Source organism: Pantoea dispersa (assembly GCF_014155765.1).
In the GTDB taxonomy this organism is placed as follows: Bacteria; Pseudomonadota; Gammaproteobacteria; order Enterobacterales; family Enterobacteriaceae; genus Pantoea; species Pantoea dispersa.
In genome coordinates this window covers 368844-383392 of record NZ_SCKT01000001.1, presented here as the reverse complement: position 1 = coordinate 383392, position 14549 = coordinate 368844, and the positions used below count along the sequence as shown (strand labels likewise).

At 59.0% G+C, this 14549-nt stretch carries 16 protein-coding genes; 11 read left to right on the top strand and 5 right to left on the bottom strand.

The window, feature by feature from the left end:
• Positions 1-76 precede the first annotated feature (76 nt).
• Together H7K56_RS01840 and H7K56_RS01835 are read left to right on the top strand one after the other, a co-directional pair.
• Positions 77-502, top strand: a complete 426-nt coding sequence (locus H7K56_RS01840; protein WP_021506146.1) for a MarR family winged helix-turn-helix transcriptional regulator — start codon at positions 77-79, stop codon at positions 500-502.
• A gap of 16 nt (positions 503-518) precedes the next feature.
• Positions 519-1073, top strand: coding sequence for an isochorismatase family protein (locus tag H7K56_RS01835; protein ID WP_150361060.1), 555 nt, complete (start codon positions 519-521; stop codon positions 1071-1073).
• 146 nt (positions 1074-1219) lie between these two features.
• On the opposite strand, the gene H7K56_RS01830 is transcribed toward H7K56_RS01835, so the two are convergent.
• Positions 1220-1618: a hypothetical protein gene (locus tag H7K56_RS01830; RefSeq protein ID WP_059008726.1), complete on the bottom strand. Its 399-nt coding sequence runs from the start codon at positions 1616-1618 to the stop codon at positions 1220-1222.
• Positions 1619-2629, bottom strand: a complete 1011-nt coding sequence (locus H7K56_RS01825) for a hypothetical protein (RefSeq protein ID WP_150361059.1) — start codon at positions 2627-2629, stop codon at positions 1619-1621. It lies immediately after the preceding gene.
• Between the two features lie 416 nt (positions 2630-3045).
• On the opposite strand from H7K56_RS01825, the gene H7K56_RS01820 reads away from it, so the two are divergent.
• Positions 3046-3525: a DM13 domain-containing protein gene (locus H7K56_RS01820; protein ID WP_150361058.1), complete on the top strand. Its 480-nt coding sequence runs from the start codon at positions 3046-3048 to the stop codon at positions 3523-3525.
• A gap of 35 nt (positions 3526-3560) precedes the next feature.
• Here the strand turns inward: H7K56_RS01820 and pqqU are convergent, their stop codons facing one another.
• Positions 3561-5684 carry a TonB-dependent receptor PqqU gene (gene pqqU, locus H7K56_RS01815; RefSeq protein WP_182688956.1) on the bottom strand — a complete coding sequence of 708 codons (2124 nt, stop codon included), beginning with the start codon at positions 5682-5684 and terminating at the stop codon, positions 3561-3563.
• Positions 5685-5899: 215 nt separating this feature from the next.
• On the opposite strand from pqqU, the gene H7K56_RS01810 reads away from it, so the two are divergent.
• The gene (locus H7K56_RS01810) at positions 5900-6763 is read left to right on the top strand and encodes an NAD(P)-dependent oxidoreductase (RefSeq protein ID WP_150361056.1); all 864 of its coding nucleotides are present in this window, start codon (positions 5900-5902) and stop codon (positions 6761-6763) included.
• Positions 6764-7546 carry an AraC family transcriptional regulator gene (locus tag H7K56_RS01805; RefSeq protein WP_021506142.1) on the top strand — a complete coding sequence of 261 codons (783 nt, stop codon included), beginning with the start codon at positions 6764-6766 and terminating at the stop codon, positions 7544-7546.
• On the opposite strand, the gene leuA is transcribed toward H7K56_RS01805, so the two are convergent.
• Both leuA and pspF read right to left on the bottom strand, forming a co-directional pair.
• A complete protein-coding gene (gene leuA, locus H7K56_RS01800; protein ID WP_150361055.1) occupies positions 7506-9182 on the bottom strand; it encodes a 2-isopropylmalate synthase in 1677 nt (558 codons plus the stop codon). The two genes, H7K56_RS01805 and leuA, sit on opposite strands and share 41 nt — an antisense overlap.
• Before the next feature lie 119 nt (positions 9183-9301).
• Complete coding sequence (pspF, locus tag H7K56_RS01795) at positions 9302-10297, bottom strand: phage shock protein operon transcriptional activator (protein WP_150361054.1); 996 nt, start codon at positions 10295-10297, stop codon at positions 9302-9304.
• A 156-nt stretch (positions 10298-10453) separates the two neighbouring features.
• Here pspF and pspA point away from each other — a divergent pair, with 156 nt between their 5' ends.
• Genes pspA through H7K56_RS01765 form a run of 6 tightly spaced genes read left to right on the top strand, consistent with a single transcriptional unit; the run spans position 10454 to position 14490 of the window.
• Complete coding sequence (gene pspA, locus H7K56_RS01790; RefSeq protein ID WP_021506139.1) at positions 10454-11119, top strand: phage shock protein PspA; 666 nt, start codon at positions 10454-10456, stop codon at positions 11117-11119.
• A 57-nt stretch (positions 11120-11176) separates the two neighbouring features.
• The gene (gene pspB, locus H7K56_RS01785) at positions 11177-11401 is read left to right on the top strand and encodes an envelope stress response membrane protein PspB (RefSeq protein WP_058769745.1); all 225 of its coding nucleotides are present in this window, start codon (positions 11177-11179) and stop codon (positions 11399-11401) included.
• A complete protein-coding gene (gene pspC, locus H7K56_RS01780) occupies positions 11398-11745 on the top strand; it encodes an envelope stress response membrane protein PspC (protein WP_150361053.1) in 348 nt (115 codons plus the stop codon). Before pspB ends, pspC begins: the two co-directional genes overlap by 4 nt.
• 48 nt (positions 11746-11793) lie before the next feature.
• Entirely contained in the window at positions 11794-12042 is a 249-nt protein-coding gene (gene pspD / locus H7K56_RS01775; RefSeq protein WP_021506136.1) for a phage shock protein PspD, read from the top strand.
• Positions 12023-13420 (top strand): YcjX family GTP-binding protein, encoded by a 1398-nt coding sequence (locus tag H7K56_RS01770; protein ID WP_150361052.1) that lies wholly within the window; start codon positions 12023-12025, stop codon positions 13418-13420. Before pspD ends, H7K56_RS01770 begins: the two co-directional genes overlap by 20 nt.
• A complete protein-coding gene (locus H7K56_RS01765; RefSeq protein WP_150361051.1) occupies positions 13417-14490 on the top strand; it encodes a YcjF family protein in 1074 nt (357 codons plus the stop codon). The genes H7K56_RS01770 and H7K56_RS01765 overlap by 4 nt, the downstream gene beginning before the upstream one ends.
• Positions 14491-14549: the final 59 nt, after the last annotated feature.

Below are 14549 nucleotides of genomic sequence, written 5' to 3'. Positions count from 1 at the left end.
AATTGATACGAAGGCAAACTACACAGTTTACCTGCGTATTTATATACTGCGGTCTCATCTGTAAAGGAGAAGGGCGATGAGCGAGCTGATTAGCGCCGCTGCCGCGTTACGCAGCATCAATGGCAAACTGATGCGCCGCCTGCGTGAATCGGCCCCGCCGGGCGATCTCACCTGGCCGCAGGTTTCCGTGCTGGGGTATCTGGTGCGCGACGGCGCAATGACGGTGACCGAGCTGGCCGCGCGCGAAGGGGTGCGCAGCCAGTCGATGAGTGCCACGGTCGCCAGCCTGCAGACGCTGGGGTTGGTACAGGGCGTGGCCGATGCGCAGGATGGCCGCAAAACCCGTTATCAGCCTACCGCTGCCTGCCTGCAGCTCATCGCCAGCAATCGCGCCCAGCGTGACGACTGGCTGCTGCACAGTATCAGCAGCCTGCTCAGCCCGCAGGAGCAGCAAACGCTGCTGGCCGCCATTCCCTTACTGCAACGACTCGCTGACCACTAATTTGAGAGGACTCACCATGGCTGTCACCACGTTAGATGCCCAAACCGCCCTGATTGTCATCGACCTGCAGTACGGCATCGTCCGCCTGCCGGTTACGCCGCGCCATCCGGATGAAGTGATTGCACGCGCCACGCAGCTGACGCAGGCGTTTCGCGCGAAACAGCTGCCGGTGGTGCTGGTGAACGTGGCGGGCGGCGCGCCGGGCCGCAATCAGCAGCCGCGTCACGATGCTGCTCTGCCGGCAGACTGGGCGGTGCTGGTGCCGGAAATGACACCGCAGCCGGGCGATATCAGCGTAACGAAAAAAACCTGGGGCGCGTTCCACAATACCGATCTGCACCAGCAGCTGCAGCAGCGTGGCGTGACGCAGGTGGTGGTGTGCGGGATTGCCACCAGTATCGGCGTGGAATCCACGGCGCGTCAGGCATACGAGCTGGGCTACAACGTTACGCTGGCGACCGATGCGATGAGCTGCCTGAACGCTGAAACCCACCACAACAGCATTGAGCGCATCTTCCCGCGCCTCGGCGAAACCGGCACCACTGAGGAAATCCTCGCGCTGCTGAACTGATCTTTTCCCTCCAGGGCTGGTACTGCCGGCCCTGTTCTCAATATTTTCCTGCCGCAGCCAACCGTCTTCTGGCGGATGTCATCCTGCTGTTAAGCATTCTCTGTTACGGGAATGCTGCATCAGGTCTGAATCAGAAATCGGTCCTGCTATGGAAAAAATCTCGCTTTTAACTCAAGTGCAGCACCCAGGAGGGCTATCAATACACCACAGATGAAACTGGTGATATGTGCGTAATAAAGCGCAGATATCCAGCCGATAGATTTGCCCTTGTTATCATCAAAAAAATCATAGGCGCTACTATCGCGGTTAAGGAAAAAAACTTTCTTTTTTTTCATAATGCCCATAAAGAAATATGACATTGGCGCAGCGCCAAAAAAACCCACGAGACAATGAAACGAATAGGGGGCCGGGAATACGTGTCTTTTTTGGAAGTCTTCCAAAAGCGTGTAATATTTCTTTCTGTTATAAGCATAAATCAGTATGGATAATAAGAAGCTGGCTAAACATAGCCCAATGATAAATATGCCAAGAAATTTTATTGTCATTTATAAGCCCATATGATTATAAAAAGCGTCGACACCCCAGTTCATAAACTCCCCGGCTGCATAACCAGCAGCAACTGAACCGACCGCTGCGCAGGCAACGCCTCCCACTCCTGCCGTGGCTATCCCGATAGCCGTGCAAAAACCCAGGCCAATCGCCGATCCTGCAGCGCCAGCGCCAATACCCGCAGCGGTTGAAAGTCCAAATTTCGAATATTCCCTAAACGCAGATCTACTGCACTCACCCTCACGTCCAACCGTACAGGCCTTCATAACATCATTCGTCGCCCCGGCAAAAGAAAACGCAATACCCACATAGCCGCCCATCTTTAGAAAACGTGCCGCTTGGGCGGCATTGCCGACATAGGTTGAATAGCCTGGTATGCCTCCCAAACCCACAGTCGACCACTCATGTACTATTGAGCGGCTTGAAAGATTTAGCGCTCGTTTCATATTTTCGTACTGCTGGAATTTAATGGTATAGCGGGAGAGGTTTTTGAGTACAGGCTTATTGACTAGTTCTTTTAATTGATTCAGCAATTGATTACGCTCAACAAAGAACTGCTGGCTAATGAGGGTTCCCTGCGCGCGAAACTGATTCTGATAACTGGCCTCTATTTTTATCAACGTCTGCTCTATTGCACTGAAATATTTTGCTCCGGCATCCCCTGTGATACCAAAAATCTGATTGCCAGCACTCGTTAATGCAGCAATGGTGCCATAATGTTTTTGCATAAAATCCGCTTCATTAACACTGACGCCAATTAATGCATTGTTGATTCTGTGCTTAGCCTGTCTCAATGCTGTTAAGGCATGCAGCGTAAGAGGAGCCTGAGTTTCAGGATCGGCGACGATTAATATCTGCCCCGGCCTTAACCAGGGCGTGTCAGCGTTCAACTGCATAAACATGGTAACTGCTGGAGCACGGGTGTCGCGAAACAATTCTCTGGCCTGGTGCTCCAGTGATCCAGCGCGTTCGACAACACAATATCCCGGGGCGATGTTACGTGTCATGAATCCTTTCTCCCTTACCTGACTAACATCCTGCACGCCTGACTGCAGCAAACAATATAAGTAATTCTATTGCGCGGCGCAAAATGTGTTGGCTAACAAATGAGGTGTGAGTGCTCAGATGCGTAAACGCGAAACCGGTACCACTGACGAAATCCTCGCGCTGCTGAACTGATCTTTTCCCTCCAGGGCTGGTACTGCCGGCCCTTATCTTTGCCGCTCGCTGCCACTGGTTATTCTGCTGCGCCTCGCTTTCCCTGCCGCCGTTGAGAGTTGGTTGTAACAGCGCTGGTTACTGTCACAGTATGCACAGCAACACGATAACCAATATTTAGCCTGACTTTACGTTTTTATTAACACCAGAGAGCAGCAGGATCGGGTAGAGAAATACAGCGATATTCTGCTGCAGGGAGGTAGGGATGCTAAAAAAATTAAACGTGCTTTATCTCATCGCCAGCCTGTTTTTTCTGGGCACCGGTATTACCTTAGGTCTGGTGTTGTCACCGTTAATTACCGCGGAAGTGAATGCCACGCAAAAGGAGGTTGATCTGGCGAAACAGCAGGCGCTATATAGCGGCGAGTTTGATCGCCATCAGCCGGGCAGTGATGCGATGTACTGGGCCAGCGGCAAGGTCTATCTCAATGAAAACGTCATCGCTTTTGAGGGGGAAATTGCCCCCGGGCCACACTATAAAATTTACCTCACCAAAACTCAGGCGTTTGATCAGCATTCATTTCTGCAAATAAAGCATCAGTCGGCGTTAATTGGCGATTTAAATAACTTTGGTGATTTTATTAAATCACTGCCGGAAGGCATCGATCCGCAGGAATATTGCGCCGTGCAAATCTGGAGTGAGCAATTTTCGAAATTTGTCGGTTCAGCACGTTATCGCACCTGAATAAGGCACCGACGTGCGCCGGTGCCCGCTTTAGATTACTGGAAAGCGTAGCTCAGCGTCAGGCCGACGCTGTAATTACGCCCCGGTGCGGGTTCGTAATACCGGCCATTGCTCTCATTAACGATGACTGAGCCGATATAGTGGCGATCGAGCAGATTATCCACGCGACCAAACAGATCCAGCGTCCAGTTCTGCACCAGCCATTTATAGCCGCTGTTCAGTCCCACCACCGTATACGCCGGCGCTTTGACATCATTCTGGTCGTTGGCCGCAATGTCGCTCAGGTAGCGCAGGTCGCCGCCGGCATACCAGCCTTGCTCCGGCGCGTAGGCCAGTCCGGCGTAGGCCATATTGCGCGCAATACCGGGGATGCGCTTGCCGTCACAGCTGTCGCTGCCGCAGGCGTTACTGCGGTAGCGCGCGTCGAGCAGCGTCCACGCGGCTTTCAGGTGCCAGTCATAGCCAAACTGCTGATCGAGCCCGAGTTCCAGGCCACGGCGGCGCGTCTCACCGGCGTTTTTGTAGCTGGTGCGGCCTTCGTAACTGCTGTCTGACACGATCTCGTTTTTGGTATCGGTCTGAAACAGCGCAGCGGTCAGCAGGCCGTTGCCGAGGCGTTTTTTGCTGCCGAGCTCAACGGTATTGCTGGTGGCCGGCTGCAGGTTTAGATTGAGCCCGGCCTGATCCGCCGCACGGTAGGAGAGTTCATTGAGCGTCGGCGTTTCAAAGCCGCGACCGGCGGAAACATAGGCATTCCAGCCATCATCAATCGCGTATTTGAGCGAGGCCGCAGGCAGCCAGCGGTGATAGCGGCGATTGCCGCTGTCATCCGGGTCGCTGGCGGTCACGTAATAGTCGTTAGCATCGAAATTGACCGTGCTGAAGCGCACGCCGGCGTCCAGCGACCAGCGATCGCTCAGCTGCCAGGCGGTCTGCAGATAGGGATCGATGTTCCACATCAGGTTGCGCTCGTTGCGCCGCAGATCACCCTGCACGCCGTAGTCGGTGGCGCCGTCACTGCGGGTGAAATTCTGATAGCCTTTGCGCTTCTCGCTCATGGTTTCATAGTCGAGGCCGCCGGTCAGGGTCACCGGCAGCGTCAACAGCGTCGCGCGGTGCGTCCAGCGCGTATCAATGCCCTGGTAGTGGCGCGCCAGTGAAATGACACCGCCGGGATAGCCGGCTTTCAGCTGGGTCGCCAGCGGGATGGACTGATACTGGGTGGTTTCGCGTTCACCGGCATAGAGCATCACGCTGAGGTCGTCGTTATCGCTCATCTGGCGCTGGTAGTGCAGGCCCGCCTGGGTCTGGTCGACGGTTTTACGCGCGTTGTACAGCGTGACGTTGCTGGCCACCTGGCGCGGATTATCATGCCACTGATCCGGCGTCAGGCCGCCCGGATCCTGCGCCTCAACGTGAACGCTGTTGAACAGCAGCGTCAGGGTGCTGACATCGTCAATGCGCACGCCAAGCCTGGCATTGCCGAGGTTTTTCTGCGCGGCGCTGTGGTCGCGATAGCCGTGGGTGGTGAAGCGCGAAGCCGACACCGTATAGTCAACATCGCCGGCATGGCTGCCATCACCGGTGGCTCCGCTCGCTTTCACGCTGTTGCGCCAGCTGCCGTAGCTGCCGTACCAGCTGCTGGCTGCCAGCGTGGTCGGCTGCTGGCCGCGCTGGGTTTCCACATTGATCACGCCGCCCGATGCGTTACCGTACAGCGCGGAGAACGGACCGCGCAGCACTTCCACGCGTTCGATGGAACCGATATCGATATTCGAGGTTTGCCCCTGGCCATCCGGCATGCTGGCCGGAATGCCGTCAACGTAGAGGCGAATGCCGCGCAGGCCGAAGGTGGAACGCGAACCAAAGCCGCGTACTGAAATCTGCAGGTCCTGCGCATAATTCTGGCGGTTCTGGATTTGCAGACCGGGCACGCTGGTGAGGTTTTCAGACAGGTTAACGCGCGGTGCGGCGTGGCGCATATCGTCGCCGCTGACAACGCTGACCGCCGCCGGGGTATCCAGCCCGGAGAGCCCACTGGCCGCGGGCGCGGCGCTTACCACCAGGGTATTGCTGGCATTGTCCGCCGCCAATAGCGGCAGCGGCAGGAGTGCAGGCAGCATCAGCAACGGTGCCTGTCGCAAAAGAGCAATTTTCATTTTAATAACCGTAAAAGACGTGAAATGAACCAATAGGGACATTTATTGCGCGTATGTTAATCGTTTTAGCGCGGGTTTGAAAAGCGTTAATAGTAGGGTAGAACCCTGTTAAGTGTGGCGTGAAAAATGTCCTTTCACCGCACCTCTGGCCTGGCTGTCAGCCCCGATTTCTGTCAGTGTGATCGTTTTGCCTGCGGTAAGAAGAAGGAGAAAACATGAGTCAGCAACCTGTAGTGGCGGTACTGGGATTAGGCGCGATGGGGCACGCATTTGCCGCCAATCTGTTGAAGAAGGGCTTTACCGTGCGTGGCTGGAACCGCACGCGTGCCAAAGGCGAAGATCTGGTGGCCGCAGGCCTGACGCTGAGCGACAGCGCCGCGCAGGCTGTGGAAGGCGCAGACGTGGTGATTACTATGCTGGCGGACGGCGCTACCACGCGCGCCACGCTAAACCAGGTGCAGAACACGCTGCAGCAGGGGGCTACCGTGGCGCAGATGGGCACCATCGGCGTTGAAGCGACCGACGCGCTGATCGCCGGGCTGGCGGCCGCACGGCCGGACGTGGTGTTTATTGATGCGCCGGTCTCCGGTACCAAAGCGCCGGCTGAGAACGCGCAGATTCTGGTGATGGCAAGCGGCGACCGGCAGCGCGCCCAGGCGGCGGAGCAGGTGTTTGCCGCAATTGGTAAAGGGACGCAGTGGCTGGGGGCCGCCGGTGCCAGCTCGCGCATGAAGCTGGTGGTGAATAGCTGGCTGATTGGCCTGATGCAGAGTCTTGCCGAAAGCACCCGGCTGGCAGAGCAGTTTGGTTTCACTACCGACGATCTCTGGCAGGTGCTGGAGGGCGGTCCGCTGGCAGCCCCGTACGCCAAAATGAAACTCGGCATGATTGCCAGCGGCGACTTTACGCCGCAGATGCATCTGGTCTGGGCGCTGAAGGATGCGCGGCTGGCGCTGGACGCCGCTGGCGACGCCTCACTGCCGGCGCTGGAAAACATCGTCGATGTCTGGCAGCAGGCGGTCGATGCCGGTTACGGCGAGCAGGATCTGGCGGCGGTTTATCAGTACCTGAAACGCTAAATGAGTCAGCGGCTCGACTTTGACTTCTCTCAGCGTCCGCTGGTGCCGTATGCGCACGATTACGCGCACGGCGATGCGGAGCCGTGGCACTATCACCACTGCGCGCAGCTGATCCATACCCTGAGCGGCGTGGTGAAAGTGGAAACACAACACGGCAGCTGGATTGTGCCGCCCAGCCGCGGCGTGTGGCTGCCGGCCGGCACGCGTCATGCGCTGCACATCGTTGGCAGCGTGGCGGCGCGCACGCTGTTTGTCGATCCGCTGGCGCGCGCCGATCTGCCCGCCAGCTGTCAGGTGGTGCAGATATCGCCGCTGCTGCGGGAGCTGATTGTCAGCGCGCTCACGCTGCCGGAGCATTACGCGTCTGGCAGTCGCGCCGAGCGCATTTACGAGCTGATTCTCGATGAAATTCGCGTGATGGACGTGCTGCCGTTTGGCCTGCCACTGCCACACAGCGACCGGCTGCTGGCGCTGTGCCAGCAGATTCAGCAGGCGCCGGGCGAGAGCTGGACGCTGGCGCGCGCGGCAGCGCAGCTGTGTGTGGCGGAACGCACGCTGGCGCGCCATTTCAGTCGCGAAACCGGTTTGCAGTTTAGCGACTGGCTGCGGCGTGCCCGGCTGAGCGTGGCGCTGACCCGGCTGGCGCAGGGCGATACGGTGCTGGCCGTGGCGCTCGATCTCGGTTATGACAGCCCGAGCGCCTTTAGCGCCATGTTTCGTCGCGTGCTGGGCGTTACGCCAGCTAACTACTTTCCGGCGGCAGAAAAGCGCCCGCCGCGTTAAGCAACGCCTGCAGCGAGGCGCGCGTCACGTCATTATCAATACCCACCCCCCACGCACGCTCGCCACGCGGCGTGATGCAGCTGATATAGCACACCGAACGGCTGTCGCTGCGTTTGCCCAGCGTGTGTTCATGGTAATCCTCAATGGTTACGGCCAGATCGAAGCGCTGACGCAGCGCGGCCACCGCCGCTGACAGCAGACCGTTGCCGCGGCCTTCCAGGGTCAGCAGCTGCGGACCCTGCTGCAGGCGCGCTTTAATCCGCGTCTCGCCCTGATCATCGCTATGGCTCTCCGACTGCAGCAGGCGACACCGCGGCTGTTGCAGGCCGTACTGCTGACAGAACAGCTGCCACAGCGCGTGGTGCGTCATCTCCTGGCCGTGAGCATCGGTGTGCTGCTGCACGCAGCGGCTGAAATCCTGCTGCAGGCCGCGCGGCAGTTGCAGGCCGTGATTTTGTTCCAGCAGCCAGGCGGCACCGCCTTTACCGGACTGGCTGTTCACGCGGATCACCGCTTCATAGCTGCAGCCGATGTCCAGCGGATCGAGCGGCAGGTAGGGCATTTGCCATACCACTTCATTACGCGCGCTGCGTTCGGTAAAGCCTTTGCGAATGGCATCCTGATGCGAGCCGGAGAAGGCGGTAAACACCAGTTCGCCGGCGTAAGGATGGCGCGGATGGACTGGCAGCTGGTTACAGCGCGTCACCACTTCCAGCACCTCGCGCATATCGCTAAAGTCCAGCTCAGGCGTCACGCCCTGGGTATAGAGATTCAGCGCCAGCGTCACCAGATCGACGTTGCCGGTGCGCTCGCCGTTACCAAACAGACAGCCTTCAACGCGATCGGCCCCGGCCAGCAGCGCCAGCTCGGCGCAGGCGGTGCCGGTGCCGCGATCGTTATGTGGATGGACGCTGATGGCCACCTGCGAGCGCTGGCTGAAGTGGCGACAGAAATACTCGATCTGGTCGGCATACACGTTAGGCGTATTGACTTCCACCGTGGCGGGCAGGTTGATGATCATCGGCCGCTGCGGTCCCGGCTGCCAGATGGCGGCGACCGCTTCACAGATTTCCAGCGCAAACTCCGGCTCGGTAAAGCAGAAGGTTTCCGGCGAGTACTGAAAGGTCCAGCGCGTGGCGGGCTGCGCCGCACAGCGTGCGCGGATTTGCCGCGCGGCGGCGCAGGCCAGCTCGACGATTTCAGCTTTGCTCTGACGAAATACGCGCTCACGGAACAGCGGGGCGGTGGCGTTATACAGATGGACAATCGCCTGCGGCGCGTCACGCAGCGCTGCAAAGGTGCGATCGATTAAATCGTCGCGCGCCTGGGTTAATACCTGAATAGTGACGTCGTGAGGGATGTGCTGCTGTTCAATCAGCAGGCGCACAAAGTCATAATCGGTTTGCGAGGCGGCGGGAAACGCCACTTCAATCTCTTTAAAGCCGCAGCGCAGCAGCAGTTGCCAGAATGCTAATTTGCGCGCGCTGTCCATCGGCGTAGCCAGCGCCTGATTGCCATCACGCAAATCGGTTGAGAGCCAGCGCGGCGTGCGGGTGATCTGGCGAGACGGCCACTGGCGATCCGCCAGATTGATGACAGGCCACGGGCGATATTTTTCAGCAGGTTGAGTCAGCATGGGGGTCTCCTTGAGGTCTGCCTGTAGTCTGCAGTAACCTGCCGGACGCGGCTCACGCATAGCTGACAACCCGGCGTGCAAAACTGACAGCTGCCGCAGCGATACCCGTCAGTTAAACCCTACTGTGCTTCGATCCCGTGTTTTTTCATCATCGCGCGCAGCTGATGATAAGTGACGCGCAACAGTTCAGCGGCGCGGCGCTGGTTGTATCGCGCCTGTTGCAGACTGGCTTCGACCAGTGCGCGCTCCTGCTGGTTTTGCCACTGGCGTAAATCCAGCGGCAGCGCCGGCAGGGTATTTTCACGCTGTTCTGCTTCCGCTTCGGTTACCGCAGGAGCGCCGCGTGGCGCAAACGGATTGATGATGATGGTGTCGAGCGCCTGTTCGGTGCTGTGATGACGGTACACCGAGCGCTCCACCACGTTTTTAAGTTCACGCACGTTGCCCGGCCAGCTGTGCTGCAACAGGGTGAGCTGAGCGCGCTCGCTAAAGCCGGGAAACAGCGCCAGGCCCAGCTCGCGGCACATCTGAATGGCAAAATGCTCGGCCATCACCAGGATATCGCTGCGGCGCTCGCGCAGCGGCGGCAGCTGGACGACATCGAACGCCAGCCGATCGAGCAGGTCGGCGCGAAAACGGCCGGCGGCGGCCAGCGCGGGCAGATCCTCATTGGCGGCGCACACCAGCCGCACGTTAACCTGCAGCGACTGATTGCCGCCAACGCGTTCCAGCTGGCCATACTCAATCACGCGCAGCAGTTTCTCCTGCACCAGCATCGGCGCAGTGGCAAGCTCATCCAGAAACAGCGTGCCACCATCGGCGCGCTCAAAGCGGCCAAGGTGGCGCTTCTGGGCACCGGTAAAGGCTCCGGCTTCATGGCCGAACAGCTCGGAATCCAGCAGGTTTTCATTTAACGCGGCGCAGTTGAGCGAAATAAACGGCCCCTGCCAGCGGTCGGAGAGGTAGTGCAGGCGGCTGGCAATCAGCTCTTTACCGGTACCGCGTTCGCCAGTCACCAGCACCGGTTTCTCCAGCGGTGCCAGTTTCGATACCTGTTCCAGCACCTCTAAAAAGTTATTCGACTCGCCCAGCAGATTGTCTTTACCGTTTGCCATGATGAAATTCACCACTGATTAATTAATTTCACTACTTTAACGGATTGCGCCGCGCGTGTAAAACAGTCAAATCCAGTAAAATCAGCATATTAAAAACTGGCACGCATCTTGTATTAGTTATGGGCGTAAAGACATGACAACCAGAGGAACATCATTATGGGTATTTTTTCTCGTTTCGCCGATATCGTGAACGCTAACATCAACTCGCTGCTGGAGCGTGCCGAAGATCCGCAGAAACTGGTACGCCTGATGATTCAGGAAATGGAAGACACGCTGGTGGAAGTGCGTTCCACCTCGGCCCGCGCGCTGGCAGAAAAGAAACAGCTGCTGCGCCGTATTGAGCAGGCCGAAACTCAGCAGGCCGAATGGCAGGAAAAAGCTGAGCTGGCGCTGAGTAAAGAGAAAGAAGATTTAGCCCGTTCGGCGCTGATTGAGAAACAGAAGCTGACCGACCTGATCGCTGCGCTGCAGCAGGAAGCTAGCCATGTTGAAGAGACGCTGGATCGCATGAAAGGCGAGATTGGCGAGCTGGAGAAAAAACTGAGCGAAACCCGCGCCCGCCAGCAGGCCCTGACGCTGCGTCACCAGGCGGCTTCATCGTCACGCGATGTGCGTCGTCAGCTCGACAGCGGCAAGCTGGATGAGGCGATGGCACGCTTCGAATCGTTTGAGCGCCGCATCGATCATATGGAAGCAGAAGCGGAAAGCCAGCGCTTCGGTAAAAGCAAAACGCTGGACCAGCAGTTTGCCGATCTGAAAGCTGATGACGAAATCAGCCAGCAGCTGGCTGCGCTGAAAGCCAAAATGAACCGCAGCGAGTGATCGCCCCGGGCCTGCTAACGGGCCCGGATTGCCGGGTGTACTGAAAAAGGAGAGTCAATGAGCGCACTATTTCTGGCCATACCGTTAACGATCTTCGTGCTGTTTGTGGCACCGATCTGGTTATGGCTGCACTACAGCAACAAACGCAACGGCGGGGCGCTTTCGTCCGGTGACCTGCAGCGCCTGCAGCAGCTGACGCAGGAAGCGCGCCGCATGCGTGACCGGGTCGAGGCGCTGGAAGCGATCCTCGATGCCGAACACCCGAACTGGAGGCAGCCATGATGAACGGACGCAAACTGTGGCGTATTCCGCAGCAGGGCAAAGTGCGCGGCGTGTGTGCCGGGCTGGCCGAGTACCTGGATATTCCGGTGCGGCTGCTGCGTGTGATTGTGGTGCTGTCACTGTTTTTCGGTCTGTTTATGATCACCGTGACCGCCTATTTTATTCTTGGCTACGTGCTGGATGAAAAACCGCTGGATGCACCCTCTGAGCGCACACCAACGGCGCGCGAACTGCTGGATGAGCTGGAGAGCACGCTCACCGCGGATGAGCGTAACGTACGCGATATTGAGCGTTACGTGACCTCAGAAACCTTCAGCGTACGCAGCCGTTTCCGCCAGATTTAATCCCTGTCGCGGGCCCGTCAGCGGGTCCGCTGCTCTAAGAGAGGCGCTATGCATACGCAACGTTTAACTGCTCTGCGCCGCCGCGCAACGCCTGCGTTGAAGTCGGCGGGAAAATTCATCATCATCAGTGCAGTAACCTATGCGCCCGGCGGCCTGGCCGGCTGGGCAGTGAAATCGGTGGCGCGCCGTCCGCTGCGCCTGTTGCTGGCGGCCGCCCTGGAACCGTTGCTGAGCAAGGCGTTTAACCGCCTGTCAGCACGTTTCATCAGGGAGAGCGATGAAAAGACTGCAAAATGAGTTGATGGGGCTGATGAACCGCGGCGTGGATCGTCATCTGCGCCTCGCCGTCACCGGCCTGAGCCGCAGCGGCAAAACCGCATTTATCACCTCGCTGGTTAACCAGCTGCTCAATGTCCACAGCGGCGCGCGTCTGCCGCTGTTTTCCGTGGTGCGCGAAGAGCGGCTGCTGGGCGTGAAGCGCGTTCCCCAGCGTGAGCTGGGCACGCCGCGCTTTACCTATGACGAAGGGCTGGCCCAGCTGTACGGTACGCCGCCGATGTGGCCGACCCCGACGCGTGGCGTCAGCGAAATGCGCCTGGCGCTGCGCTACCGGCCGGATCAGTCTCTGCTGCGCCATTTCAAAGATACCGCCACCCTTTACCTCGAAATTGTCGATTATCCCGGCGAGTGGCTGCTCGACTTGCCGATGCTGGCGCAGGATTATCTCAGCTGGTCACGCCAGATGGTCGGCCTGCTGCAGGGCGATCGTCAGCAGTGGGCCGCGCGCTGGCACAGCCTGAGCGCCGATCTCGACCCGTTCGCGCCCGCCGATGAAAACCGCCTGGCGGAGATCGCTGCGGCCTGGACCGACTACCTGCATCAGTGCAAAACCGAAGGATTACACTTCATCCAGCCGGGACGTTTTGTGTTGCCGGGTGACATGGCTGGCGCGCCGGCACTGCAGTTTTTCCCGTGGCCCAACGTCGATGAACAGCAGGCCGGCAAGCTGCTGCAGGCGCCGGCCGGCAGCAATTTCGCCATGCTGCAGCAGCGTTTCCACTACTACTGTCAGCATGTGGTGAAAGGGTTTTATAAAAATCACTTCCTGGGCTTCGATCGTCAGATCGTGCTGGTCGATTGCCTGCAGCCGCTCAACAGTGGACCGCAGGCGTTCAATGATATGCGGCTGGCGCTGACCCAGCTGATGCAAAGTTTTCACTATGGCCAGCGCACGCTGTTCCGCCGTCTGTTCTCGCCGGTCATCGATAAGTTGCTGTTTGCCGCCACTAAGGCCGATCACATCACTGCCGATCAGCACGCCAATATGGTGTCGCTGCTGCAGCAGTTGGTACAGGACGCGTGGCAGAACGCCGCGTTTGAAGGCATCAGCATGGATTGTCTGGGGCTGGCGTCGGTGCAGGCGACCGAGAGCGGGCTGGTGGATCATCGCGGAGAAAAATTACCGGCGCTGCGCGGTCATCGCCTTGCCGACGGTGAGCCGCTGACCTTTTACCCGGGCGAAGTACCGCCGCGCCTGCCGGGCAACAGCTTCTGGCAGCAGCAGGGGTTTCAGTTTGAACAGTTCCGGCCGCAGCAGCTGGATGTCGATCGGCCGTTGCCGCATATCCGCATGGATGCTGCGCTGGAATTTTTACTGGGAGATAAATTGCGATGAGCGATGAAACGCCACTCAAACCTCGGATAGATTTTGCCCGCCCGCTGCAGGAGCCTGTGGAGCCGACCCTGCGCGCGGCGCACAACTTTAGCAGCGACGCGCAACAGGGGTTTCTGGTGACGCCTGACGCGGAGCCGCTGGAAGAGGGCGCCGGCGAGAAAGTGGTGGAAGCCGCGCTGCGGCCAAAGCGCAGCCTGTGGCGCAAAATGGTGGGCGTCGGGCTGGGTATTTTTGGCATCAGCGTGGTGGCGCAGGGCGCCCAGTGGCTGCACGATGCCTGGCTGACGCGCGACTGGTTTGCACTGGGCAGCGGCGTGGCCGGTGGGCTGATTGTCGCCGCTGGCGCGGGCGCGCTGATTGGCGAATGGCGTCGGCTGTATCGTCTGCGTCAGCGGGCGGAAGAGCGGGACGTGGGCCGTGAGCTGTTGGCCAGCCACGGCATCGGCAAAGGCCGGGCGTTCTGTGAAAAGCTTGCGCGCCAGGCGCAGCTGGATCAGGCGCATCCGGCACTGCAGCGCTGGCACGCGGCACTGCACGAAACCCATAACGACCGCGAAATTGTCACGCTGTATGCCCAGCTGGTGCAGCCGGTGCTGGACCGTCAGGCGCGGCGCGAAATCAGCCGCCACGCGGCAGAATCGACGCTGATGATTGCCGTCAGTCCGCTGGCGCTGGTGGACATGGCGTTTATCGCCTGGCGTAACCTGCGGCTGGTGAACCGCATCGCGGCCATCTACGGCATTGAACTCGGCTACTTCAGCCGCATCCGGCTGTTCCGGCTGGTATTGCTGAATATGGCGTTTGCCGGTGCGTCAGAGTTGGTGCGCGAAGTCGGTATGGACTGGATGTCGCAGGACATCGCTGCCCGTCTCTCGGCGCGTGCGGCGCAGGGCATCGGTGCCGGGCTGCTCACCGCCCGGCTGGGGATCAAAGCGATGGAATTATGCCGTCCGCTGCCGTGGCTGGCAGAGGACAAACCGCGGCTCGGCGATTTCCGCCGTGAACTGGTGGGACAGCTTAAAGAATCGCTGGCCAAAAGCGGTGAGAAAGCAGGTCAGGCTGCTAAATAATCTCACCTTGTCTGCCTTTCACGCTGCCGATGGCGTGAAAGGTGAAATTATCTGTGCTC